Genomic DNA, 26,067 nt, shown 5'->3' on the forward strand with positions numbered 1-26,067 from the left:
AATTTCCCCCTATTATTATTATTTTAGGGGGATTGTTTTTGACAAAGACCGATCCAGTAAACCTATATGGTAAAGTCTTTTCTTACCCTGTTGCCTGTTGCCTATTGCCTGTTCCCTTTTGCCTAGTATAATTTTAATTGTCAGAATTATCATGATTCATGTTTTAGGAATTGATGGTGGCGGTTCTAAAACGGTTTGTGTGTTAATGAGTGCCGATGGTAAAATATTAGGATGGGGAAAAGCCGGGCCATCCAATTATCAAACAGTCGGAATTGATACAGCTAAAATTAATATTATTTCAGCGATTAAACAAGCAGTTGATCAGAGTTTTTTAGCCTTAGAAGGATTAGTTCCAATTCAAGGAATTAGTTTAGGATTAGCGGGGGTAGGGCGTGCTGAAGATATTGATTTAATCCGCAATTTGATCCAAGAAATTCAAACTGATTCCGAATTATCTATTGACTGGAAATTAACCCCCGAAAATATTATTATTAATGGTGATAGTTTAATTGCTTTAGTTGGAGGTTTAGGTCACTCCGTCGGTATAGTTGTAATTGCCGGAACAGGTTCCCATATATTCGGAAAAAATCGTCAAGGAATCACAAAACGAGTCGGCGGTTGGGGGTATATTTTAGGAGATGAAGGCAGTGGTTATGATATTGCAATTCAAGGGTTAAAAGCTGCCTTACGTTCCTATGATGGTCGCCTAGAATATACGAATTTAATTCCCCAATTTAAGGAGGTTTTAAAGTTAAATTCCATTGAAGAATTAATTCCTATTATTTACCGTCAAGGATGGGGCGTGAAAAAAATTGCCAGTTTAGCTCCTATTGTGGATCAAGTGGCGGCGGAGGGTGATTCGGTGGCTCAAAATATTATTAAAAATGCCGTTAATGAATTAGTATTAGCTACAGAAGTCGCGATTGATGCTTTATTTGAACCGACAGAATCCTTTGAAATTGTAGTGACCGGAGGCGTGTGGCAAGGATTAGCTAATTTTCGTCGCCAATTTGAAACTGAAGTTAATGCGATCGCTCCTTTAGCTAATATTATATCTCCTCGTCATGAACCTGCCTATGGTGCGGGATTGTTAGCATTAGAAAAACCAACTTAAAATTAAGCTGATCCCAAGTCAATGATCCCCCCTAACCCATGCCACTTGCTCCACTTGGGGAGACCCCAAGACCGCAGTGGCTCCCCTTAACAAAGGGGGAAAAGGAGATCTAAGTCCCCCTTTTTAATGGGGATTTAGGGGGATCTAATCTCGACTATAATCAGAGGTTTTCGGCGGTCGTTGACACCTATGGCGCGCCGTCCCCCTACAAGGGAATGTAAGTATTTTTTAGGGTTAATAATCTTGATCATAGTGATAAAACTGAGGGTGTGTGACGCAGTGATCGCGCCAGATATTATCTTTGAAAACGTTGTCGAAGTCGAGAGACTAATAAATCCACTTCGGGTAATTTGAGAAATAGAATTAATATCATAAAAACAATTAAACCAATAATCCCCGGAAGCACTAATTCCATTAATAAAAATCCAAAATTATCACCGGGGGTTAAAATTCTTAAGCCTTGTAATGTTCCCCAACTCACAAACCCAGAAATTAGACTAATTATTGTTAATCCCAAAAAGGGTAAACTCCATTCCCGCCATGGTAACCCATTTAATTTGATATGTAATAGCCATAAAAACATCCCCATGGAAACAACATTCACTAAAACCGTTGCGAAGACTAAACCCGGCGCACCCCAAGATTTAACCAAAATAAAATCTAATAACCCATTCAATAAAATATTAAAAATACTAACTTTAAATGGAGTCTGTCCATCTCCTAACCCATAAAATACCCTAACTAATACATCCCGTCCTAAATAAAAGAACATCCCCACGGAATAGGCAACTAAAACCGAAGCCACAAACTCCGATGCTTCCAAATTAAACGCATAACGTTCATAAACAATTCTCACCGTCGGTAAGGCCAAAGCCACCATTAATGTACTTAACGGTAACATGGTAATGGCTGTTAATACTAAGGCTTGACGAATCCGGTCTTTTAATTCTGGCCATTGTTCAGGATCTCTTAAACGAGCAAAAACAGGCAAAAAAGGAACCAAAATCATATTAGAAATGATTCCTAATGGCGTTTGAACTAATAACCCAGAATAGCCCATTGCCGAAGCAGCTTGGGGAATATAAGAGGCAAAAAACAAATCAGTATAAACATTAATTTGTAACATTCCTGATGATAAAGTGGCAGGTAACATGACTTTCATCACCTCCCTTAATCCCGGGATTTTAAAATTAAATCGCAGTCTTAAAGTTCCTAACCCCGATTTCCACATCGCCGGAACTTGGATAATCCATTGCAAAACCGCCCCGGCCAAAGTCGCCCAAGCCAAGACTTCACCGCCTAAAACCATATATTTAGGGCTACCTACCTCATCCCCTAAAATCCCAATTAAAACCCCTAATCCTAAAATTAAAGCCGCACTCGAAAATAAGGGACTAATTGATGGCAACCAATACATATCTGCCGCATTTAGCGTACCAAATCCAATCCCAATTAACCCCGCAAATAAAGCCATCGGAGCCATGATTTTTAACTGTTCAATGGCAATATTTCGGGTGGCTATTCCTTCTGGAGTTAGGCTTAAACCCGGAGCCATTAAATCAATTAATGGGGTGGCAAAAATTACTAACCCCACCGTTACTACTAATAAAACCATGCCGACCAAGGTAGAAACCGTTTCGACTAAAGCCTCGGCATCTTTTCGCTCTCTGTTTGCTAAAGCACTAACAATCGCACTATGAAATGGGCCGTTAATTCCACCCAATAAAATTAATAAAAATCCCGGGATAACATAGGCAAAATTATAGGCATCAATGGCTGGCCCCACACCAAAAGCCGCCGCCATCACCTGTTGACGGATTAAGCCAAATACTTTACTAATCAGGGTAGCAACTGCAACAATAGTGGCAATTCCTACTAATGAACGAGAGCGTTTAAGTTCTTCTGACACGGAATATCCAAAGGGGTTAAAATGCAAACCCTAGTTTAATCTGAATTGACCACCATTCAAACCCATTGCTAATGGATTCTTTTTTGTATCGCTATCCGTCCCTGGAGTCAGGGGTTTTGCTCAAACGCTATAAACGATTTTTAGCGGATATTCAGTTAACCTCGGGGGAGGTAATTACCGCCCATTGTCCCAATACCGGGCCGATGACCGGGGTTTGTATCCCAGGAAACCCGGTGAGGGTGTCCTACAGCCCCAGTAAAACCCGCAAATATCCCTACACTTGGGAGTTAATTCAGTTAAATTCGGAGGTTGACTCGGTGAGTCAGGGGTTAATTTGGACTGGAGTTAATACCGCTTTACCTAACAAGATCATTAATTTAGCTTTAATAGAAAGGTTGTTTCCCGAATTAGGAAATTATAGCGAAATTAAAAAAGAAGTTCCCTATGGAATGAATTTAAAAAGTCGGGTTGATTTTCTGCTGAAAGGAGAAGACAAACCGATTTATGTAGAGGTTAAAAATACTACTTGGTCTGATGGGAAAATTGCCTTATTTCCCGATACTGTAACCGCAAGAGGACAAAAACATCTCAAGGAATTAATTGAAGTAGTTAAACAAGGTGATCGGGCTGTGATGTTATACTTTATTAATCGGGGAGACTGCACCGAATTTGCCCCTGGAGACACTGCCGACCCGGTTTATGGTCAACTGTTAAGAGAAGCAATTTTAGCCGGGGTGGAAATATTGCCCTGTCGGTTTGAAATTACCCCCGCAGGGATTAAATATTTGGGGTTAGCAGTCCCGTTGTTGCGAGGCGGCGCATCGTAAGAGCACAATTAAAACCATGGATTATTATAATCGTAGGGGTTGGGTCTCCCAACCCTCTTGGCACTTATTTAGAATTGCTATAACAGTTTTCCACTAAACCCAAAGAATTTTCTAATTGTTCTAAAATAATATCGGTTACAATTTTAATTCGATAACGACAGGCCATGGTTTCACTACAGGCAAAGGTGCCATTTTCCCAATATTTATTACTTCCCGCACCGCCTCCACAAACTCCAAAATATTCGCAGGTTTCCCGACATAATTTAATTCCTTCCTGCATATCGGCATAAATTTTCTGGAATTTTTCCGTATCACAAACGGACTCAAAACTATCTTTTAATACATTCCCTAAAATAAAATTGCCATAGGGTTCAATATTCACTGATAATAATTCGGGGTCAAAGGTAGAAAAATTCCCTTGATAATCAATATTAATTAAAACAAAAGGGTTATTCATATCCGTTTGCGTCAAACGGGAATTAGAATAAATTAAACCACAAATTGCTTCAAATTCTCTCAGGTTAAATTCTCCCTGTACTTCTGAGGTTAATTCCCAAAAACGCTGCATAAATGCACGATATTTTTCCGATGTCCCCACGGCTTCTAAAGTTGATGATTGATTTACTCCTTCAATTTCTTCTAAATTAAATCCCAGATCATAAATTCCATTTTCCCTGAAAAAATGAAAGATTTCATCAGCATAATTCAAAGAATCTTGAGTAACAACGGAAATCACATAAAAGGGAATATCATTTTTTTGTAAGAAAGAAATTCCTCGCATAGTTTGGGCATGACTTCCTGTTCCCTTACGGGTTTGACGATGGGCGTCATGGATGAATTCCGGCCCGTCTAAACTTACTCCGACACAAATATTATGTTCTTGAATAAAATCACACCATTTTTGATTAATATAAGTACCATTTGTTTGAACGGAATGCCAGATTTTTGCTTGTTTTTGATTGTATTTTTGATCAGCTTCTTGAATTAGTTTAAATGCCGATTCATAAAAAGAAATCGGAACCGCTAAGGGTTCTCCCGCGTGCCAACAAACGGTAAATTCATCACCAATAAACGGAGATGTAAGGATATTTTTAAAGATAGGTTCAATCAAATCTAAAGAGAGCGTATTTTTTAAGTCTCGGTTCGGTAAATAACAATAATCACAATTAAGATTACAAAAAGATGTGGCTTGAATTACCACTAAATTAATCGGGCCAAATTTGCTAAGATCAATTTTTTGATATTTTAATAAAGTTGGATTTGTCATTGATTTTAATTAATTTAAAAGTAGTAAAAAATTAGCGTTGCTTGAAATCGCAACGCCTTTTGAGAGAGAGAATCACATCTAACGGATATTCACAAAGCGACCCCCATCACCCCAGCCATTGCGCCAGTTATTCCCATTGCGCCAACTCCCCCCATTTCCCCAGGAACCCCCGCCTCCACGATTAATCCAGCCTCCCCGTCCCCCACCATTACCCCAGGCTCCCCTGGCGATTTGTTCTCCCGGTTGTGGGGCTTCTGATGTTTCTGGTAATTGGTTTTCTCGCTGTTTTAAAGTTTCTGTAATTCTGGATAAACGGGACTCAATGGTTGCAGATTCTGGGGTTTTAACTGTGGCATTAGCCGCCGGAATATTTAAGGCACTCAGAGCTAAGAAAAAGCCAACTAATCCGGTTTTTGTGCTAATTTTCAAAGGGGTTACTCCTGTTTTTTGATAATTTTTCTGGCACTATAACATAAATTTTGATCTCAATTGATTTAAAAAGGGTAAAAAAGTTAGCGTTGGTCACCATCGCAACGCCTTTTTCAAGATGGGGATAAAATCTAAACAGACTAAGCAGAACTAACGGGAATTGATAAAACGGCCCCCATCGGCCCAACCATTGCGCCAGTTTCCACCACCCCCGCCTCCACGATTGACGAACCCACCACCACCATTCCCCCAAGCTCCGGCGATTTGTTCTCCTGGTTTTAGGGCTTCCGGTTTTTCTTGTAACTGGTTTTCTCGGTCTCTTAAAGTCTCTGTAATTCTTAACAAACGGGACTCAATAGTTGTCGAGGCGAGCGCTGAATTTGTGGTTTTAACTGTAGCGTTTGCCGCCGGAATATTTAAAGCACTTAGAGCCAAGAAAAAGCCAACTAATCCAGTTTTTGTGCTGATTTTCAAAATAGTTACTCCTTTTTTTGATAATTTTTCTGGCACTATAACATAAATTTTGATATAATGGCGTATGTTTGCTTGGGAAAACTTTATTAAAGTTGTGTGAGGAAAAAAATGATTTTATCTAAAAAAATTGCGATCGCTGCTTTGAGTGCTGCTTTGTCCCTGGGTCTATCGAGTCCGGCTTGGGCGGAAACGGTGATGGAAAAAGTAGCCCGAACTGGAGTATTAACCGCCGGAGTTCAAACGGATTTTATTCCCCTTTCCTATGTTAATGATCAGGATAAATTGGTTGGTTATTCCATTGATATTCTGAATCAAATTAAAGCCCAACTCGCCAAGGAATTAGGAAAGGAAATCACTTTAGAACTGGTTCCTATTAGTATCGGTGAGCGGATTCCTAAAGTATTATCCCGGGATGTTGATATTGTTTGTGAGGATGTGACTTTTACTTGGAATCGCGATCGCTATGTTGATTTTTCCGTAAGTTATGGGGTGACAGGAACCCGGCTATTAGTTAAAAAAGGAAGTAATTTAGGCACACCAGAATCCTTAGCAAATCGACAAATTGGTGTATTAGAAAATGGCAGCAGTGAATCAACAATCCGAGTCGTACAACCCCAAGCCAAAATAGTCAAATTTAAGACTATTGGCGAGGGAATTGCTGCTTTAGAACAGGGTAAAATAGATGCTTTTGGTTCCGATGGGGTTTTGCTAGAAGGAACTCGACAAACCCTCCCTAACCGCGATGCTTTAGAAGTAGTTCCTAATCTTCCCTATACCCGAGAAGGAATTGCTTGTATCGTCCCGGAAAATAATTCTGCTTTTTTAGATCGGGTCAATTTTGCGATCGTAAAACTGATGCAAGGTTATGTTTTGGGAGATAAAGAATCCGTGGCTATTGTTGATCAATGGTTTGGAGAAAATGGTGTGATCACAATAGATAATGATTTAATCAAAAATTATTTTCAAGGTGTGATCAACTCCCGAGAACAAATCAAACTTAACTAATAATATAGCAATTCCTATAGGAATTGTAAAAAAACACGTTAAGGGCGGGTTCACCAGTCACTTTTGCTTGATAAAAATATTTTTATCAACCCAATTTTTAATTAATTAAAATTGACAGGATTAATTAGGATGGGTTTAGATAGATTAGTGTTGAGAAGCAGAAGGTCAGGAAGAACTCGCCTCTAGGGGGTTAGACTGATAAAATAAAAATCAATCCATTATCTATGATTACTTCTTTTTCCTGCAAGGAAACGGAAAAAATATGGAATGGGAAATTATCACGAAAGTTTCCACCAGACATCCAAGAAAGAGCTTTACGTAAGTTACGACAAATCAATGCGTCAACCCTATTAGATGACCTAAGAATTCCACCAGGAAATCGTTTAGAAGCTCTATCAGGTGATAGAATAGGCAAATATAGCATCAGAATCAATCAACAGTGGCGAATTTGTTTTATTTGGTATAATGGAGAGGTTTCAGGAGTCGAGATTGTTGATTATCACGATTAAAAATCATGAATGAAATTTTACTCTACAATCCCCATGCTGGAGATATCTTAGAACATGAATTTTTAGAAGAATTAGGAATTAATCAAAACACTTTGGCATCGGCAATCGATGTTGATTCTAATAAAATTCATGCTATTATCAAGGGAAAATGTCCGGTTACGGCTGAGATAGATTTATGCTTATGTCGTTATTTTGGACTTTCAGAAGGATATTTTTTAAGATTACAAAATACCTATGAAATTATGGAAGCCAAACGAAAATTAGGAGAAAAATTAAATCAGATTAACCCTTATTCCTATAGCCAGTAAATTCTTGATTGTATATATAAAAAGGGGGTTAGGGGGTATCCATCGGGTAACAAATGGCGGTATTATGGAATTTGTGACCACTGAATCATGAGTTGAACAGAATATGACAGAACCAAAAAGCGAAAAGTTAACTCGGGCTTTAAATCAATTAATTGAGGAACATGGAATTAAGAATGTTGTCCATTCTTTAGCCAATCATTGTTTTAAAGAAGCAGAGTTTTTGCGACAAGATCGGAGTACAGATCTAGCTCAAAATTGGCAAGATATTGCGGAGAAACTGCAAAAAGTTATGGAAAATCAGGAATCCTGATGGTGATGTCGCAATCTTAAATAGATTGTAATATCTTATTGTAAGATCTTATTGTAAGGTTTTGGAGTTCAAACCCTTTTCATACTTGGGGTTTAGAGACCAAACCCCTACAGTTTTTTCATTTATTTAATTAAACCTAGATAGTACAATCTTTTCCTCCCTATTACCTTGTTACTGAGCGAAGTTGAAGTATTACCTATTACCTGTTACCTATTCCCTATTCCCTTAATAATATGACCAGTTCACAACCGTTGTTTTTAGATATTAGCCAACATTGGGCACGTCCTTTTATTCAACGTTTGCAAGCTCAGGGTTTAATTAGTGGATTTAAGGACAACACATTTCGTCCCGATCAAAATCTAACCAGGGGGGAATTTGCGACTATTTTAAAGGTGGCATTTCCCACTTCTATTAAGCGTAAATATATTCCTTTTAAAGACGTTCCCAAGGAGTTTTGGGCGGCGGAAGCGATTAAAACCGCCTATGAATCTGGCTTTATTTCGGGGTTTCCTGATGGACAGTTTCTTCCTCAAAGTCCAGTAACGCGCTTACAGGTTTTATTAGCTTTAGTTTCAGGCTTAAATTTACCTCCAGGAGAGAGTTTAAACTTAAAAATTATTTATGAAGATGGGGATAAAATTTCCAGCTATGGGACTGAAGCTATGATCACCGCAACTCGTTCTGAATTGGTGGTTAATTACCCCTATCCCCAAGTTTTTAATCCTAATTCTAATGCGACTCGGGGAGAAGTTGTTAGTATTATTTATCAGGCTTTAGTGTGGCTAAAAAAAGTGAATCCGATTATTTGTCCCTATATTATATCCTTAGCTCACCCCGGAATTATTAAAACAGGAACCCATCTTTCTGTGAATGGGAGAAAATGGAAGTTACCCTGGAGTCAATGGAGTTCAGGAATTGCTACAAATACCGGAGTTAGTGATAAGGGAATTATCCAAGTTTTAGGAATTAATCCCTTAAATACAACGGAAGCCAGTCTTCAACCTTTAAGTTGGTTTTCTGTACATTCAACTCCGGGGACTTTTTTAGATGCCGAATATCGTTATGTAAAAATTGATCAATTAGCGGAATTATCAGCCTGGGATTTAGAAATTCAAGAAAATACGCTTAATATTATTTCTAAAATCGGCACTATTCAAACCCTAAATTTTGAGGAACGGGCGAATATTTCTCAAATGACGATAACCTTAAATCAACCGACTCCCTGGGAACTCTATCAACAAAATACCCAATGGGAAGTGGTGGTCGATGCAACAACAAATCCAACTATTGCTAAACCCTTTCAAGAACAATCTCAACCCACACCTACTTCTGGAACTTCTGCACAACAAAATGAAGGAGAAACCGCAATCACAACTCAAAAACCCTCCCGTCCTTTGGTAAAAATTGTGAATAATCAAACGGTGATTCAAGGAACGTTACCCGATGGTTATGGGGTGAAAGTTTCTACCTTGAATAATCCGAATCGTATTTTAATTGAGTTACGGCAAGATGCCTTAATAGAACGGGATATTACCTGGGTAAAAGGATTACGGTGGCGGCAACAATATATGACTTTAAATAATAGCCGTTTTCCCGTGGTTTGGTTAACGGTAAATCCTGATTTTGGCTTGAATTTACGCCCGATTTGGGCAAGTCAAACGGGGATGAAAGGTATTGACAGTTTAGCCAAAACCGTTGATCATAGTCAATGTTTAGGAGCAATTAATGCCGGATATTTTAACCGGAATAATCTTTTTCCTTTAGGAGCAATTCGGCGGGAAAATCAATGGTTTTCAGGGCCAATTTTAAACCGAGGAGCGATCGCTTGGAATGATAGAGGACAGTTCAAAATAGCTCGTTTAAGTTTAAAAGAAACCCTAATTTCCTCATCGGGACAACCCTTAGACTGTGAATTACTGAATACCGGATATGTGAAAGCGGGTATTGCCCGTTATACTCCTGAATGGGGGGAAAGTTATACCCCCTTAACCGCCAATGAAATTGTAATTGTGGTAGAAAATAATATTGTTAAACAACAAGTCGAACTCACGAACACAACCTCCGCTATTCCTATTCCTAAAATCGGTTATTTATTAACTTTGCGATCTTTTCGGAGTGTTTTAAGTTCGTTTTCTGTGGGTACATCTATTCAAATTCAATCCCAAACTACCCCCTCGGATTTTAATTCCTTCCCCCATATTTTAGGCGGCGGCCCCTTATTATTACAAAACGGACAGGTGGTGGTAGATGCGATCGCGGAAGGGTTTAGTCCCGCCTTTGCCGATCAGTCGGCCATTCGTAGCGGCGTGGGAATCACCGCCAAGGGCGAATGGATCATCGCCACCGTCCATAACCGCGTCGGAGGGGTGGGGGCCAAATTAACTGAAATGGCGCTCTTAATGCAGCAGTTAGGAGCCACTGATGCGCTAAATTTAGACGGGGGAAGTTCGACGAATTTAATTTTAGGAGGGCAACTTTTAAACCGTATCCCCGATACCGCCGCCCCAGTTCACAATGGTTTAGGGGTATTTCGCCGATAAAAAAGGATTTTGGGTTTGGTTACGGGTTTAACAATGTTGGTTTTGGTTAAAAAGTCGAATTCGCCATTCAACAGTTGTTAGCAAGAAGACTTTCTAAAAAGTTGACCATCTAACTTACGACAAGTTAAGAGCCTGGGCAAAAACGAGGGGAAAAGGGAATAAATGACGGTTCTTCAAATAAAAGTAGGCAATTACCAACAGTTGAGAACTATATAATATGGCATTGCAATGTATCAATAAATTATCAAAGTCTTAAGTAAATTACTGAGGTTTAAGATTTTATTGAGTTAAAAGATACTTGTTAAAAACCAGTAAATTTACTGTTTTCTAACGGAGCATTTAGCTGTAGTCTAAGGAACGGAAGGTTTTTCGAGTCAATTCTTTCCTGCACCCAGAGGAGTTAAGCCATGAGTTATCTTAGTAAAACAACCACAGTACAGCCCCCAACACCAGCGATTCTGACACAATCCTGGGTTATTTGGGAGTCTGTTGATATCATCGAAACAAACGGGATTAAATTTGACACCAGCAGCTTATATAAACTTCTCGAAGAGGAACTAGAAGCACAACAAGTTCCCATCGATATTGTTTGTACCAAAGCGGGTTGGATTGTAGAAGGTGCCAGAGGCAATCTCAAAATCGATCAGGATACAAGAGATAGGATAGCAGCAACTCTTCGGAACTCAATTTATACCAATATGCAGTTTATTGCTGGTATTGATTACTTCGGCGATTCCAATTGGGCAGCTGTCCAAATGATGATGATTGTCCAGCCAGAACAACCGCAAAAAATTCCAGATGCACCAACACGACCTCAAGCAGTTAACACTCAACCTTTAATTCCAGATGCAGCTTTAGTTGTCTTGGGACTTATCGCTACTGGTCTGTTTTTTTCAGGGAATGGGGGTTTACAAGTCCTTGCCATACTTGGAGTAATTGGTACATTAGGAATTTACATCCAATCAAATTCTGAGGTAGCTAAAGCGAAGATCAAGTATGATTCGCAACTGGCTAGATATCAGGAGGAGGATGTAGAAAGAAACAGGCAAATAGAAAAAATTAATTTGGAAGAAGAAGAACTGAAGCGCAATCGCCTATCAAGAAGTTTTCAGTGGGATGATTTGAGAGTTTTTCACAGAATAATGAATCAATTAACTAACAGAATTATCTGGGAAAATATGATTCAAAAAGGTGCTGTTGTTAAAGAATTTATCAATGAGACTAAAAACGAAGAGATTATCCCCAAAAGCAAGAAAAATATCCTTGATGAGTTTCAGTAAAAAACACCATGATCACTACTACATCTGGAATCAAATACTGGAGAGGTTCTTCACCCGGAACAGGTCAGCCTCAAGAGGTTGATACTTACAATTATCATGCTGTAAATGTCTTTAATCTTAAAGGGGTTTCTGACTTTGCATCAGGTCGATTTAAGCTTATGGAACATTTAGATCCATCTGGAAGAGTTGGTTTTGTTGCCGGGTGGCAAAAAAGTTTGCTCAAAAGTTTAGCTTATTTCAGCTATACCCAATTTGATGATCCCAGTGCTAACGCTTCTTGCGGGTATAGTCTGAGAATTGTTTATCATCCAGCACCACAAGGATCTAAATCGACAGACATCTATTTCTTGGCACGAGTGGCAAGCAATAGCAGCCAAAATATAGCAGATATTCTTCAACAAAAGCAAGCACAACATATTAAGAGCAGTTTGAGGTCGCCTCTCTACCAATTTGAGGAGAATACAAAAAATCAATTTGACTGGCGACCCTCATGGTTTGAGTCTAATCAACAGCTTTCTTGCTATGAAATTATCAAGTCAGAAGAAGTTTTTCCATGGCTAGACCCCGACGATAAACAACATCAAAACTTTTTTTACTCCCCAGGTGGCGTTCAAGTTAATAAGGCGAATAATATGGTAGCCTTTTTTGAGCAACTGCAAGGATATGAAGAACCTGTTTGTATTGATTTAACCTTAGTGCCGACCAGGGTTGAAGGCTATGAGAAAAAAATCATATCTCGATACTTAGAGGTACTCAATCAAATCAGTAAGGGTATCCCTGAAGAAGAGATCGATCCTGACAGCAATACCCAAAGAGCCAAGTCAGTTTATGAAGATATCAAGAAAAGGTATTATTCAGGGATAGTTTTTCTCTACAGTTTCCGTGTTTTCTCGCCTGATGGCGATGCTTGTCAAAGCGTTGCTAATCAGTTAGCTGCAACCTGTACAGCAAATACAGTTACTCCGCGAGTTGTACAAGTTATTGATAGCGAATATGCAGTACAAACAGCCTTGCAAGTTAATATAAACGAGCAAAGTTGTACACCCGGAATATGGGATACATCAGGGAAAATATTGCCTGGATTTCCTGGTGGGCCAGGAATGCTTAAAAGATTGCATCGCTTGGTAGATTTGGATGAAGCGGCAGCATTTTTTCGTTTACCCATTCCCATCAATCAGTCTTGTACAGGTGTAGAGTACGATACAGGTTCAGCTTTTGTTTCTGAAAAATCCAAGGATACAAAACATAAAACAATTACTATCGGTAACTACTACCGCAATGTTAAAACTAATCAGGTTTGCGAATTTGATATTGAGCAGCTAAAAACTCATCTGCTTGTCGTCGGGGGTTCTGGTAGTGGTAAAACAACGACAACTTTTAACATTTTGACTCAGTTATGGGAAAAGCATAGAATACCTTTTATGGTATTTGATCCCAAGGTGACACCAGAATATCGTTATCTAAAGCGACTGCCTGAATTTAAAGATGATTTGCTCATTTTTACCCCAGGTCAAGAATTAATTACTCCTTTTCGCTTTAACCCCTTTGATGTGATGCCTGGAATTGCACTACAGGAGCATATTTCGAGGATATTTGACTGCTTCATGGGAGCCTTGCCACTAGAAAATCCGCTACCGTCTTTTATTCAAGAAGCCATTGATTACTATTATGAAAGGAAGGGGTGGCAATTAGCTCACAGCAGGGGCGGAGATGTTGATCAAGAGGGGAAATCCTTAGAAATTCCTACAATGCAAGAACTGTATAATAAAGTTCTTGATTTAGCTCAAAAGAATTATGGAAGCGATCAAGAAGTAGGCGATCGCATTAAAGGCGCTCTCAAAGCCAGATTGTATCGGCTCGTTTCAAAAAGAGGGGAGGGTTCAATGCTGCAAGCAAACAGGCCCCTGCCATTTGCGAAACTTCTTAGCAAACCCGTGATTTTTGAACTCGGTGGGTTAAATAAAGAAGAACAATCTTTATTTTCTCTGTTCATGCTAGTTTTTGTTTTCGAGTATATTCGCACCGTTAGAATTAAACAGTTTCAGCCACAACGCACGGGTGAAAGAGCAACAGATTTAGATTTACGCCATGTAATTTTAGTTGAAGAAGCCCATAATATGCTCGGAAAAGTCCAAACTTCAGGGGATGAAGGTAATTCAAAATCTCAAGTGGTTGATAAGTTTGCTCAAATCATGCGTGAAATGCGTGCAGCAGGTGAAGGAGTAATTGTCGTCGATCAATCGCCAGCAGCTTTGGCACAGTCGATTGTAGATGCTACAAATTTAAAGCTAATGCACCGCCTACCTTCTCCCGATGATAGAGAATATCTCGGTAGGGCAATGTGTTTAACGGAAGGCGAAGCACAATTATCAGGTATTTTTTCACCTGGTGAAGCTTTCTATTATGTCCCTGGTTGGGATACCGCTCGCCGGGTAGCTACAGAAAATTTCAAGAATAAATCGGGAGTGAGAGAAAAACTAGAAACATTTTTTACAGACGATGATGTTATTGCTTGTATGCGTGAGTTTATGGAGCCTGACAGAGAGCAGTTAATTTTAGCTTTTCAGGCTGCGATTTCTCGGTTGCATGATAATATCATCAATTTGAAGAAGCGGTTAGAAAGTAATCTACCAGATGTAGCTAAAGAGGGTATTAAGAAAGAAATCAAACAAAAAGAAGAGCAAAAGCAACGCTTTGAGTATGAAATTCAAATTTTATCTAGGAAAACTGGAGGTAATTAGTAGCCATGAGTGACTTCAAAAAATCCAAAAAAGCAGCCGACTCGAAGCGAAAAAATCAGGGGGATGTTTCTGATAGTAACAACCTGGATGTTTTAGTTGAGGATATTGAGCAAGCAGATCAAGAGGTTGATGAGCAGATACAAATTATTGAAACTAAGACGGAAGAACTTAAGAATCTTGATCAAAACTTAGAATCCATCTCGGAAAAACTCGGTGAACTCGAAGGAGATGCTTTGCAAATTGCTTACCAGGAAATTAACCAAAAAATGGAGCAAAAAGCAGCCGAGATTGATGAATCCAGAGGCAAGCTGGAAACAATTAAAGAAGATATGCAACAAAAACAGTCTGAAATTACAGAACAAATTAAAAACCGTGATGACGCTTTGACGGAACTTGAAGAAACAGAGCGAAAGTGCGATGTTGATCTAAGCGAGTCTAAAGATGCTGTAAATGATGAGAAAGAGAATCTTGAGGATGCTAATTCTAAAATACAAGAAATTCTGAAGAAAATTGATGCGGTTGGGGAAAACATGAAAAAAGTTGATACTACTATTTCAAACGCACAGAGCAAAGCTGATAATATTTCTTCCAAAATAGGAGATGCTTCCAAGGAATTAGGAAACAGATTTCACACCTTGATAGATGAATTTGGAAAAACTGTCATTAATACCGCTAAAAGTTCTATGGTCACATTTATGACAATTAGCGGTGTTTGTACGCTGTTATTAGACCTTCATAATAAAGCAACTCCTCTCCAATCACCTAAAGGTTCTTCATTCTCCCTCACTCAAAAGCTGTCTAATGATGTTAAAAAGCTGTCTAATGATAATGAAGAAAGATTGTGGATTAACTCCAATTTTACAGACATAGTAGATGCACAAATGGTTCCAGATCCAAAGAAAAAAAAGACGAAAGCAGAATAGTTAAGTAGGTAGGCTCTATAAAATCTCCCTATGTAAACGATTGTAAATCGTTCTAACGCTTTCTAATGGCTGATCTAAGCCTCCTTTACATATTGTTACATGGAAAAGTTTAATCCCGCCTACCTACTTATTTAAAAATTTTAAAGATATAACTATGAGCCTGATTTGATGATTAGAAGTCTTTATAATTTTAAGGAAAGGCAAATGAATGACCAAACAGACAAACAAAAACTCTGGAAAATCTACGGCATCTTAATGGGTGTTATGGTAGGTGGTGCTGTGCTGATTCTAGGCGGTCAAGCCGCCTGGAATGCAATTCAACAGAATATGTCAAAAGCCAGGATTGAAAATAAATCATCCTCTACTAACTCTTTGGCTTTAACCACTCCACAACCACCAGCAGAAGTGCGATCGCAAACTCCTTCTTCTGCACCCTTGATTTCAACTGAACGAGTGAGCTTTAATGAAGGTAGTACAGGAGCAACAATTCGTGACAGTGTAACAGCAAATCAAAGAAAGCGCTACTTACTAAACTGCGGTAGCGGACAGCGCATGACTGTACAAATCAGGCAGGGAGATATTAATGTGACAATTATTTCTCCTAACAATCAAACAATTGGTAATGCTGCAAACGGTGTATCCCAATGGCAGGGTCAACTGCCAAATAGTGGAGATTATATTGTTGAAATTTCTGCACCCAATCAGTCAGGCTACGTCATTAATATTGAAGTTTCATAAAGTTTTACTCATCAAACAGGAGATATTTACCTATGGATGACTCAACAGAAAAACAAAAATTATGGAAAATATACGGCATCTTGATGGGTGTTATGGTAGGCGGTGCTGTACTAATTCTAGGCGGTCAAGCTGCCTGGAATACAATTCAACAGAATTTGGCTAAATCTAATACCCCTTCTAATTCAACAACCCAATCTTTAACATCTACACCTAACAATATTACCCCATCACCTCAGTCAGCAGCTTCAAATACTTTAACACAAGAAGAAGCTGTTAATCTGATTGAGCGCTATCTGCAAGCGAAAGAAAAGATTTTTGCTCCTCCCTTTGATCGCCAACTAGCTGCCAGCTTGACCACTGATACTGTCTATAATGATATTGTCAAGCCAGGTGGTTCAATAGAATGGTTACAGCAAAATAACGCTTACTATCACTACGGCCGTCGCTCAGTTCAAGGAACAAACTACTTTTCTACCACTGGCAATAAAGCAGAAGTTGAGGTTTCTATTGAACAGGTAGTTTATTTTTATAGCAATGAGACTCTCAACAAATCTACGGCAGATTCCAGTATTTATCGTTTTACACTAAAGCAAGAAAACGGTAATTGGAAAATATCTGAAAGGTCTGAAAAAAATCAATGATGTCCCTTAAAAAAATACAAATAAAACTATGAATGACCAAACAGACAAACAAAAACTTTGGAAAATATACAGCATTTTGATGGGTGTTATGGTGGGTGGTGCTGTGCTAATTTTAGGCAGTCAAGCTCTCTGGAATGCAATTCAACAGAATTTGGCTAAATCTACTGTTAATATTAATTCTGCTAATTCTACTTCCTCAAATTCTCCATCAGTGACAAGATCGCCATTTAACTCTACACAGTCTCTTACAACTTCTAATCCTTTTGATAATGTCGCATTTCCTTTACCAAGCTGTGGCGATACCAAACCAACAAATTCTTCGGCTTATCCAGTTAGTTTTTATCCAGTTTTTATTGAATACAGTGAAATAAATTTACAAGCTGTGAGGTCTAAATTTTGTGGAGATGCTTATCCAATGGTTAGAATAACGAATGGTAAAAATGCGATACAAATAGCATCTTTTATCAGTATTGAACGTGCTGATGCTTTTAAAGAAATTATGATTAGGAGCTTTGGTAATAGTGAAGTAGGCGAACCCAGAAAAGTAGAATGGAAAGAGTAACTATTGCTCAATCTAATCAAACCTTTGACCCTGCTTATCCCAAAGACTTAGCTGGGAATAAAATTTGTATTCCTTCCCCACCACCAGACTTAGATTGGAAGGATATCTCTTATCGGAAATTCGTTGTTCTCCAAACTGACCCCCACAACTTCGATACTGATAAAGATGATAAAGATGGCATTGGCTGTGAAGGACGTTAAGAAAGGGGATGAAATCTACTGCTCTGTGACCAAGTATCCTGCATAAAATCATCAATATCGGATTGATCCATATCAACTGAGAACAAATAAAGACTTGTGCAAACATCATTTGGTGACATTCTCCGAGGGTACTTATCATTCTCATAAGTTTTAGCATAAATCCTCACCCGACCCGTCCACCCGTTGGGAACCTGGGCAATATCTTTCTCGTTAACAAGTCCCATGTTCATAAACTCAGGCTGTCCGTCAAACTTCCCTTCAAGACTAACTTTATCCTTGCCATTCACATTCAGAAAACTACTCCTAACTGTTAGTTCCTCCCCGTTCCAAGCATTCAACTGGGGACGAGCAAATGTGGTGAATTGAACTGCATAAACCGTCAGCATCCAAACCTTTTTATTTTCTAATTTCTTTAGTTCTTCAATAATTTCATCACAAAATAACAAGAAAACTAACCCAGCAGTTCCCGATTTTGCTAAATGATTGGTTCTCCAGTAGGCGGCTGCCCAGGTTCTAGGAGGATAAGGTTTCCTCAAAGGACTGAGAGTTTCCTTCAGAATAACTTCAGTTTGTGCTTTAAATTTAACCGTCACTTCTTTAACTAATCTATCATCTTCAGTGTCTCTTTTATAAGCCAAAGCTGCACCCATTTCAGTTCGATAAGCATCCCGTTCCCGAAGTGCGATCGCTTCCTGAACTTCATCAGTAATAACACTAGAAAATAATGTGAATCTATAATCCCTTGGGGTTTTATCTTCCTGAAGATTTGGCTGTCGATAATAACTATTAACTAAAGTAATTATTCGAGTAACAGTATCAGTTAGATTGTTATTAACCAAACAAGGACGAGTAAAATAACAATCATCAGATTTTAGGTCTTTGAGCCATTGAATATCAGCACCAGCTTTATCTAGGAAATCCCTCACCATGTCCAGACCAGGCTGATTATTAGGATAAGCTGATTTTAGGCTATCGACAGCAATTTGCATCTCCTGGGCAAGAAAGTCAAGTATTCTCATTTCACCTTCACTGGGAATATTGAGAACAATTAACTCAGCATCAATAGCTCTAGCTCGTGCCATCAAACTAGCAACCAGACCAGCTAGATTATTCATTGAATTAACGGCAATTTGTTGAAGATTTCCTTTGAGTGCAAGTTTAGGAAATTTCTTAACTTTTGGAGGGCTATCCATATCATATAAAGCAGCAGTAATAGATGGATATATTTGACTATTTATTAATTGAATATCATCGCCGTTGGCATCCCTCCCCAGACTCAATAAAAGTTCACGAGTTGCGGCGACGATTCCTTTAGTATTTTTGAAGTTACCTTCATAAACATTATTCCAAAGTTGAACATTTCCCCAATGTCGCATCGAATTACCAAATACAATATAAGAGCCTTCTTTAAAACTTGGTGAACAGAAGGTTTTGGGTTGATAAACAAAATCATTGCCATCAGCTTGTTGATATTTTTCCAGGTAGGTATCAGAAGTAAACATAACAGAATAGAACCTTACACCTGCTGATTTAGCAAGGTTTTTCCACATATCTCTGAGCCTAAATTTAACCTTTTTAAGAACATAAGGATGCAACAATAAAACCCCAGCTTTATCAGCTTTAATTATTTTGATAACCGAATCAAGATAAGCTACTTCTGTATCGGGATTATCGTCAAGATTCGCTAATTCTTGTTCAGCTTCATCTAAATCAATTCGGAGGAGATCAGCTAATTTATGAATATCATCTAGGGCTGAACTAAGTTGATGACATTTCTCATGGAGTCTAGTAATTATTCCATCTTGTTCAAGAGTTTCAAAACTAAACCATTGCCAAAACATCCAACCTGGTTTAGCACGGCGCTCCTGGGCCTCATGAACTACACCAATTAGAACTTTACCTGTATGATTACCGAGTGCGGGTTTATTACCTTTAAAACAAGAGAGGGGAATAACTAAATCATAATCAGCAAAACGTTTATCCAATTCAAATTTAGGATGGTAGGAAGCGGTTCCTTTTGCCACCCATTCTTTAAATATTGCAGCACAGAATTGAACTGTTATTGGATGATCAGGATTATTTGGATCAATATCAATTGGATTCCCAGGGTCAGTCTCAATAGCTTCTAACAGGTATAGAAGACTTTTAGACATTTTCGCATGAGAATCTCCAGAGTTCCAATGAACATCATTTACTCCATCATCTTGGGCATTCCCATCCCGATCTTGACGTTCATCATCAACAACAATGTATTTCATCTCCCGATAAAACATTCGATTGCATTCGGTATGTAATATCGAACCATAAATAATTCGTTTCCAATCTTCTTCAAAATAATGTTGCCCAATTGTTCTTTTGGGAGTAAATAAAAATCTTCCATGTGTTCTTGAATTAGATGCTAAATCCAGAAAATAAGTGCCTTCGTTGCTTCCTGGGATTTCAAAAGGGTCTAATAAACTTGGGTTAGTTGATGTTTTGGGAATTTCACCAATAATAAATTCTTTATGCGAGTATAGAGCCCCTAACATTGTATTACGGAGAACTACTGGTGGTGCAGATGAATACCTCTGAGTTATGCAATCCCAAACAGAGAAAGTTGAAACTGTTTCTATCTGACCTTCACTGCCATCTTCTTTGAATTTTGTGTTCTTAAATATTGTTGGCATAATTTACTCCTACAATTATTTAATTGATTAATTATGATTAATTAGAGTGGCGGAATGGGAGGTAACCTTCTGGACGGGGTTGATGTTTCTTCTGTGAAAGGTTTAAGGAAATCCCAGGTAGCTTGCTGGATAGTTTGGTCAGTTATTTCTATTGGGTTATTAATATCTGTTAGGTCAAACATTAGAGCAACTTCTTCATCATCATTGACATTAAATGCCCAAAGTTTATCGTAAGTAGATTTAGCTTCATTAAGCATTTTTTTAGCGAAATCGACAATATAATCTCTTATTTGTTTTTCATTCATATCATAAGTTACGGCAAACCCCGTATCGGGTTCCCCTGCGGCTTTAACTCCAAAAATATAGACAAGGTTTCCGAATTTCACTTTCTTATCGCTCCATTTGAGAGTAATTAAAATCAAACCAGCAATTAAGGAAATATAAGGAGTATAAGCCATCAAAACAGCCCAAGCTCCACCAAATAAAGTTCCGGTTGCCAAACCAACTGTCGGCAGAAGTTGAGGTAAAGTTTTTAGAACTCCTGCTGCTAAATATGGACTAGGACTAGCCCAGGCTGAACCAATAGCTTTACAGACCACTGATGTTACTGTATAGGTTAGCTCGGTGTTGTCGAAAATGGTAGCATCACTTAGGCGTCAATAGACAACCTAATATGAAGCAAACCTTCAAAGCACGGGGTTTTAAACCCATTTCGCCTATAAAAAACCCCAAGGTAGAGATGATTATGTTAAGCTGTAGCACTAATATAGATTGCCAGTTTCTATCTCTCCTAGATCCGATGTTGATTTAAAAACTAGGATCAAAATTAAGAATTGAGAAATTTTTTCTTTTTTTATTCTTAATTATCAATGCCAAATTCTTAATTGTGGACTCCTGTTATGATCACTCCCAGTGAGTTGAATTACTATTATAAAGTGTTAGATCTGAAGCCTGGAGCCTCCTTAGAATCGGTGGATCAGGCCTATAAAGACTTAGCATTTATTTGGCATCCCGATCGCATTCCCGAAGAAAATCAACGATTAAAAAAAATCGCTGAGGAAAAACTCAAGGAAATCAATCAAGCTAGGGAAAAATTGCGTTCCTTATTGCGTCGATCAAGTTCAAATTCAACTCAACATTCCTCAACGGTTTCCCGTGCAGAATCCCATTCCCGAGCCTCCTCAAATGGTGCCGGAAATTCCTATACCTATCAAAAACCACCTTATACCTATCAATCTTCTCCCTATCAAAGTCGCGTAAAAACCTCTGAAAATAATCATTTTCAACGTCCCCCTGCTAGTAAACCTCCGGTTACGCCCCCACCGCCAACTCCCCCCGCACCAACGCCTCCCCCCGACAGACCGACGGAATTAAGTGGATTAAGTTTTAAAGGGGCGGATTTAAAAGAAAGGGATTTTTCCAGTCGCAATTTAAGCGGTGCGGACTTAACTGAAGCCGATTTAAGTGATGCGTTTCTGCATAAAGTTAACTTAAGTGCCGCCTGTTTATATAAGGCGAATTTATTTAGGGCAAATTTTTTACAGGCTAATTTAACCTATGCTAATTTACAAGAAGCTAATTTAATTGGGGCTGATTTAAGTGGCGCTGATTTAAGATGTGCAGATTTAACCGGGGCTAAGGTCGGAATTGGGGATAAAATCATGGTCAAACTAACCGGAGCTAAATTAGCCGGGGCAATTTTACCCGATGGCAGTGTTCATATATGATTGGGGAGCTACCTAAATAAATAAATTGATCGAAACTTCAAAATAATCAGCCAGTGCTTGCGCTTGCGTCTTACTAATAGAACGTTTATTATTAAGAATTTCAGAAATAACATTACTTGATCCAATCACACCGACTAAATCCCCTTCACAAGTTCCAGTAACTTCCATCAAATGCTGTAGAATTTGAACAGGTGTAGACTCATCGATGGGATACATTTTTGATTCGTAATTTTCAATTAACTGAACCAGTAATTTTAATAATACTCGTTCTTCCGGGGTGAGAGTTTGACTAAAAGTAAATCGTTCAACAATTGCTAAAATTCGATCATACTCCGCCTCGGTTTCAATCACTTGAGGACTGATTTCAGCTAATAGGTTGCTATAAAGTGTTTTATCAATAGTAAGGGTCATTTTTCCCCTTTTTAACCTAAATAAGCTTGTTTAACTCGTTCATCAATTAATAAATCAGAGGCTTTACCCGTGAGGGTTAAATATCCGGCTTCTAAAACATAACCTCGATTCGCAATTTCTAAAGCTAAATGGGCATTTTGTTCGACTAATAAAATAGTAACACCAGATTGATTGAGTTGACGAATTACCGAAAAGATTTCTCGAACAATTTGGGGAGCTAACCCTAAACTGGGTTCGTCTAATAATAATAGCTGAGGACGACTCATCACCGCCCGGGCGATCGCTAACATTTGTTGTTCACCACCGCTTAGGGTTCCAGCTAATTGATGTTTTCGTTCTGCTAACCGAGGAAAAATAATAAATTGTTTTTCAATATCTGCTTTAATTCCTAAGCGATCGCTGCGAGTATAAGCCCCTAATTCTAAATTGGTTAATATGGTTTGTTGAGTTAGAATTCGGCGACCTTCTGGACTTTGGGCGATTCCCATTTTCACGACTTGATCGGGACGTAAATCAGTAATATCTTTTCCTTGATAAATAATTTTTCCTTGGCGGGGATTAATTAATCGAGAAATGGTTTTTAAGGTGGTACTTTTTCCGGCTCCATTCGCTCCAATTAGGGTAACAATTTCCCCTTGATTAATAACAATATTAATCTCTTTTAATGCTTGAATTGAACCATAATTAACCGATACTGTTACTAATTCTAACATAACTTATTCATCTCCTAAATAGGCTTCAATTACCGCCGGATTATTTCTCACAATTTCCGGTTCTCCTAAAGCAATTAATTTTCCAAAGTCTAACACCGCAATGCGATCGCATAACCCCATTACCAAAGGGACATGATGTTCAATTAAAATCACAGTTAATTGAAATTGATCTCGAATTTTTCTAATTAAATCACTGAGTTCTTTTTTCTCACTGGGATTCATTCCCGCGGCGGGTTCATCTAATAGTAACAATTTCGGCTCTAAGGCTAAAGCTCGAGCAATTTCTAACCGTCGTTGGTCGCCATAGGCAAAATTATAGGCTTTTTGTTCCGCCCGTTCTAATAATCCAAAAATTCCTAATAATTCCCGAGCTTTTTGATAGTTTTCCTGTTCTATTTTTCTTCCCTTTGGTAAGCCTAAAACCCCTGAAACTAGGTTAGCTTGATTATGGATATGACGAGCAATAACAACGTTTTCTAAAGCCGATAAGTTGCCAAATAATCGAAGATTTTGAAAGGTTCTGGCTATCCCTTTTTCAGCAATTTGATAGGGTTTTAATTGAGTAATAGAATGATTTTGATAAATTAAAGCTCCTTTGGAGGGAGGAATTAACCCCGTAATTAAATTAAATAAAGTCGTTTTCCCCGCCCCATTAGGGCCAATTAAACCGAATATTTCTTGATCTTGAACCGCAAACGAAACCTGATCAACTGCTAATAATCCCCCAAAATATCGGGTTAAACCTTGGACTTCTAAAAGGGGTTTTAAGGTTGATAAAATCATTTTTTAACCCTTATGATTGTTTTTTTAATAGTCCCCGCCAGGGATTTTTTCGAGTAATTTGGTTTAATAATTCGGGAGTAATTAAACCTTGAGGATAAAAAATTGACCCCAAAACCAATAATACCCCAAAAATAATTAAACGACCTTCCCTTAAGAATTGGGCTAACCATAGGGGTAAACCACTTATTTCTCCCATTCCGCGTAAAATTTCCGGTAAAGCGGTGAGAATAATTCCCCCGAAAACTGGCCCCCAAAATGTTCTTGACCCGCCAATTAAAACAAAAGCTAAATAAATAATACTACTATCAAAGGTGCCTTGACGAGCATTCCAAGTATTGAGAAAATGGGCGCTGATAGTTCCCACTAATCCTGCTAAAATTGCCCCCAAGGTAAAGGATAACACTTTGTAATGGGTAGGATTAACCCCCATAGAATCGGCGGCTAATTCATCTTCTCGAATTGCCCGAAAAGCGCGTCCGGCTTTAATTTTTTCTAAGCGGTATAAGAATACCATACTCAGAATTAACAGGGGAATTGCCACCCATAAATATTCTAGGGGAGTTGCAAAGGGTTGGGGAATACCAAAGATACCAACCGCCCCCCCAGTTATCTCTAAATTTAAGGCTAAAACGCGTAAAATTTCGACTAAAGCAATCGTTGAAATGGCGAGGTAAATTCCCCGTAATCTCAATACCGGAATTCCTAATCCTACGGCTAGAATAGCAGAAATTATGGCAGTTATTAATAGTTCTAAAAACAGAAAATGTAAGGGAAAAATAGTTCCTGTAAATTTAAAAACCTGGGTAGATAAAATCGCAGCAATATAACCCCCTAACGCATAAAATCCAGGGGTTGCTAAGGAGAGTTGACCCGCCATTAAAGGTAAATAAATAGATAGCCCTAAAACTGCTCCGAATAACATAGAAACGATTAAAAAGCCGTAGGTGTTAAAAAAATTAATCATATATTTAGTTATACCTTTTGAATGCGTTTACGTCCTAATAATCCCTGGGGTCGAATTAATAGCATGATTAATAGAATGGCAAAGGCGATCGCATCTCGATAACCGGAAAAATCCGGCGGGACAAAGGCTTCTGCTAACCCTAATAATAACCCCCCAATTACAGCCCCCGGAATACTTCCTAACCCCCCTAAAACAATCACGCCCAAGCCTTTTAACCCGAAAGCAATACCAAAATACGGCCCCGCAATACTCACACTAGACCCAACTAAAGTTCCGGCGAGTCCCGCTAAAAATCCACTGACAAAAAACGTTAATATAATAAACTGTTCGGGGTTAATTCCTAATAAACTGGCGGTAATTTCATCCTCCGCCACCGCTTGTAAAGCTTTACCAATCTTAGTTCTATTGACTAAATAGGTTAATAAAGCCACGATCACCATACAAACCGTAAAAATAATCACTTGAACGCTTCTAATCATAATCGGTTTTGTGGCTGTACCGAAATTAATTGCTGCGGGAATATTACCATAAATATTATCAGGAAAGGTGTAAATTTCTGCCCCCACTAAATATTGAATTGTATTCACAATTACCACCGCAGCCCCTAAACTTGAAACCAGGGTTAATAGGGGATCGGCTCCTCTAACTCTCAAGGGTTTAAAGGCTAATCTTTCTAAGACAATTGAGGCTAACCCAGCTAAAATACTCCCGAGAATTAAGGCGATAAAAAATGGGAATTGAAAGGGTAACTTGCCATTGGCTAATAATCCATTAAACCCAAAAACGCCCCCGGATAAGATATAGGTAAAATAGGCTCCCAAGGTAAAAATAGCACCATGGGCAAAATTAATCACCCCTAAAATTGAAAAAACGAGGGTGTAACCCAGGGCAAAAATAGCATAAACACTCCCAATCGATAAACCATTTAAAAATGATTGTAGGAAAAAATTAAAATCCATATATAGAAGGGAACAGGCAATAGGCAATAGGCAATACTTCGACTTCGCTCAGTAACAAGGGAATAGG

General features: G+C 38.5%; 26 protein-coding genes. 15 read left to right on the plus strand and 11 right to left on the minus strand.

The features are described 5' to 3' along the window. Positions 1 to 151 precede the first annotated feature (151 nt). On the plus strand, positions 152 to 1,114 hold the full coding sequence (locus tag AC2D3N_RS03230) for a BadF/BadG/BcrA/BcrD ATPase family protein (RefSeq protein ID WP_484692761.1): 963 nt from the start codon (positions 152 to 154) through the stop codon (positions 1,112 to 1,114). A 295-nt stretch (positions 1,115 to 1,409) separates the two neighbouring features. Here the strand turns inward: AC2D3N_RS03230 and murJ are convergent, their stop codons facing one another. Continuing rightward, positions 1,410 to 3,023 carry a murein biosynthesis integral membrane protein MurJ gene (gene murJ / locus AC2D3N_RS03235; protein ID WP_079677270.1) on the minus strand — a complete coding sequence of 538 codons (1,614 nt, stop codon included), beginning with the start codon at positions 3,021 to 3,023 and terminating at the stop codon, positions 1,410 to 1,412. A gap of 71 nt (positions 3,024 to 3,094) precedes the next feature. Between murJ and sfsA the strand changes: the two genes are divergently transcribed. Beyond that, the gene (gene sfsA / locus AC2D3N_RS03240) at positions 3,095 to 3,850 is read left to right on the plus strand and encodes a DNA/RNA nuclease SfsA (RefSeq protein WP_484692762.1); all 756 of its coding nucleotides are present in this window, start codon (positions 3,095 to 3,097) and stop codon (positions 3,848 to 3,850) included. Positions 3,851 to 3,914: 64 nt separating this feature from the next. On the opposite strand, the gene grrM is transcribed toward sfsA, so the two are convergent. From grrM to grrA (AC2D3N_RS03255), 3 genes are all read right to left on the minus strand, one after another. Further along, on the minus strand, positions 3,915 to 5,117 hold the full coding sequence (grrM, locus tag AC2D3N_RS03245) for a cyclophane-forming radical SAM/SPASM peptide maturase GrrM/OscB (protein WP_079677268.1): 1,203 nt from the start codon (positions 5,115 to 5,117) through the stop codon (positions 3,915 to 3,917). A gap of 78 nt (positions 5,118 to 5,195) precedes the next feature. Next, on the minus strand, positions 5,196 to 5,546 hold the full coding sequence (gene grrA / locus AC2D3N_RS03250; RefSeq protein WP_079677267.1) for a GrrA/OscA1 family cyclophane-containing rSAM-modified RiPP: 351 nt from the start codon (positions 5,544 to 5,546) through the stop codon (positions 5,196 to 5,198). Between the two features lie 150 nt (positions 5,547 to 5,696). Next, entirely contained in the window at positions 5,697 to 6,020 is a 324-nt protein-coding gene (grrA, locus tag AC2D3N_RS03255; protein ID WP_484692763.1) for a GrrA/OscA1 family cyclophane-containing rSAM-modified RiPP, read from the minus strand. 108 nt (positions 6,021 to 6,128) lie between these two features. Here grrA (AC2D3N_RS03255) and grrP point away from each other — a divergent pair, with 108 nt between their 5' ends. From grrP to AC2D3N_RS03315, 12 genes are all read left to right on the plus strand, one after another. Next, entirely contained in the window at positions 6,129 to 7,025 is an 897-nt protein-coding gene (gene grrP, locus AC2D3N_RS03260; RefSeq protein ID WP_079677266.1) for an extracellular substrate binding-like orphan protein GrrP, read from the plus strand. A gap of 224 nt (positions 7,026 to 7,249) precedes the next feature. After that, a complete protein-coding gene (locus tag AC2D3N_RS03265; RefSeq protein ID WP_079677265.1) occupies positions 7,250 to 7,534 on the plus strand; it encodes a type II toxin-antitoxin system RelE/ParE family toxin in 285 nt (94 codons plus the stop codon). A 5-nt stretch (positions 7,535 to 7,539) separates the two neighbouring features. Next, positions 7,540 to 7,842, plus strand: coding sequence for a HigA family addiction module antitoxin (locus tag AC2D3N_RS03270; RefSeq protein ID WP_079677264.1), 303 nt, complete (start codon positions 7,540 to 7,542; stop codon positions 7,840 to 7,842). Positions 7,843 to 7,945: 103 nt separating this feature from the next. Beyond that, on the plus strand, positions 7,946 to 8,152 hold the full coding sequence (locus tag AC2D3N_RS03275) for a hypothetical protein (protein WP_079677263.1): 207 nt from the start codon (positions 7,946 to 7,948) through the stop codon (positions 8,150 to 8,152). Between the two features lie 233 nt (positions 8,153 to 8,385). Beyond that, positions 8,386 to 10,692: an S-layer homology domain-containing protein gene (locus AC2D3N_RS03280; RefSeq protein WP_484692764.1), complete on the plus strand. Its 2,307-nt coding sequence runs from the start codon at positions 8,386 to 8,388 to the stop codon at positions 10,690 to 10,692. 407 nt (positions 10,693 to 11,099) lie between these two features. Then, positions 11,100 to 11,972, plus strand: coding sequence for a hypothetical protein (locus AC2D3N_RS03285; protein WP_484692765.1), 873 nt, complete (start codon positions 11,100 to 11,102; stop codon positions 11,970 to 11,972). An 8-nt stretch (positions 11,973 to 11,980) separates the two neighbouring features. Further along, entirely contained in the window at positions 11,981 to 14,713 is a 2,733-nt protein-coding gene (locus AC2D3N_RS03290) for an ATP-binding protein (RefSeq protein WP_484692766.1), read from the plus strand. A gap of 5 nt (positions 14,714 to 14,718) precedes the next feature. Further along, complete coding sequence (locus AC2D3N_RS03295) at positions 14,719 to 15,636, plus strand: hypothetical protein (RefSeq protein WP_484692767.1); 918 nt, start codon at positions 14,719 to 14,721, stop codon at positions 15,634 to 15,636. 204 nt (positions 15,637 to 15,840) lie between these two features. Continuing rightward, the gene (locus AC2D3N_RS03300) at positions 15,841 to 16,374 is read left to right on the plus strand and encodes a hypothetical protein (RefSeq protein WP_484692768.1); all 534 of its coding nucleotides are present in this window, start codon (positions 15,841 to 15,843) and stop codon (positions 16,372 to 16,374) included. A 32-nt stretch (positions 16,375 to 16,406) separates the two neighbouring features. After that, complete coding sequence (locus tag AC2D3N_RS03305) at positions 16,407 to 17,015, plus strand: ARC6/PARC6 family protein (RefSeq protein ID WP_484692769.1); 609 nt, start codon at positions 16,407 to 16,409, stop codon at positions 17,013 to 17,015. A 28-nt stretch (positions 17,016 to 17,043) separates the two neighbouring features. Continuing rightward, the gene (locus AC2D3N_RS03310) at positions 17,044 to 17,577 is read left to right on the plus strand and encodes a hypothetical protein (RefSeq protein WP_484692770.1); all 534 of its coding nucleotides are present in this window, start codon (positions 17,044 to 17,046) and stop codon (positions 17,575 to 17,577) included. Further along, positions 17,565 to 17,777: a hypothetical protein gene (locus AC2D3N_RS03315; protein ID WP_484692771.1), complete on the plus strand. Its 213-nt coding sequence runs from the start codon at positions 17,565 to 17,567 to the stop codon at positions 17,775 to 17,777. The genes AC2D3N_RS03310 and AC2D3N_RS03315 overlap by 13 nt, the downstream gene beginning before the upstream one ends. Here the strand turns inward: AC2D3N_RS03315 and AC2D3N_RS03320 are convergent. Both AC2D3N_RS03320 and AC2D3N_RS03325 read right to left on the minus strand, forming a co-directional pair. Then, entirely contained in the window at positions 17,774 to 20,443 is a 2,670-nt protein-coding gene (locus AC2D3N_RS03320; RefSeq protein WP_484692772.1) for a hypothetical protein, read from the minus strand. The genes AC2D3N_RS03315 and AC2D3N_RS03320 overlap by 4 nt on opposite strands. Positions 20,444 to 20,484: 41 nt before the next feature. Next, positions 20,485 to 21,042, minus strand: a complete 558-nt coding sequence (locus AC2D3N_RS03325; protein ID WP_484692773.1) for a hypothetical protein — start codon at positions 21,040 to 21,042, stop codon at positions 20,485 to 20,487. 300 nt (positions 21,043 to 21,342) lie between these two features. Between AC2D3N_RS03325 and AC2D3N_RS03330 the strand changes: the two genes are divergently transcribed. After that, positions 21,343 to 22,170 carry a pentapeptide repeat-containing protein gene (locus AC2D3N_RS03330; RefSeq protein WP_484692774.1) on the plus strand — a complete coding sequence of 276 codons (828 nt, stop codon included), beginning with the start codon at positions 21,343 to 21,345 and terminating at the stop codon, positions 22,168 to 22,170. A gap of 12 nt (positions 22,171 to 22,182) precedes the next feature. Here AC2D3N_RS03330 and AC2D3N_RS03335 read toward each other — a convergent pair whose 3' ends face one another. From AC2D3N_RS03335 to AC2D3N_RS03355, 5 genes are read right to left on the minus strand one after another with little or no spacing between them, the layout of a single operon-like run. After that, positions 22,183 to 22,581 carry a helix-turn-helix domain-containing protein gene (locus tag AC2D3N_RS03335; RefSeq protein ID WP_484692775.1) on the minus strand — a complete coding sequence of 133 codons (399 nt, stop codon included), beginning with the start codon at positions 22,579 to 22,581 and terminating at the stop codon, positions 22,183 to 22,185. A gap of 11 nt (positions 22,582 to 22,592) precedes the next feature. After that, the gene (locus AC2D3N_RS03340; RefSeq protein WP_079677260.1) at positions 22,593 to 23,294 is read right to left on the minus strand and encodes an ABC transporter ATP-binding protein; all 702 of its coding nucleotides are present in this window, start codon (positions 23,292 to 23,294) and stop codon (positions 22,593 to 22,595) included. Positions 23,295 to 23,297: 3 nt separating this feature from the next. After that, the gene (locus AC2D3N_RS03345; RefSeq protein ID WP_484692776.1) at positions 23,298 to 24,077 is read right to left on the minus strand and encodes an ABC transporter ATP-binding protein; all 780 of its coding nucleotides are present in this window, start codon (positions 24,075 to 24,077) and stop codon (positions 23,298 to 23,300) included. 10 nt (positions 24,078 to 24,087) lie between these two features. Next, positions 24,088 to 25,041 (minus strand): branched-chain amino acid ABC transporter permease, encoded by a 954-nt coding sequence (locus AC2D3N_RS03350; protein ID WP_484692777.1) that lies wholly within the window; start codon positions 25,039 to 25,041, stop codon positions 24,088 to 24,090. 8 nt (positions 25,042 to 25,049) lie between these two features. Then, entirely contained in the window at positions 25,050 to 26,000 is a 951-nt protein-coding gene (locus tag AC2D3N_RS03355) for a branched-chain amino acid ABC transporter permease (protein WP_079677257.1), read from the minus strand. Positions 26,001 to 26,067 lie beyond the last annotated feature (67 nt).

Source organism: Planktothrix sp. PLAVEN19ND, assembly GCF_057220675.1.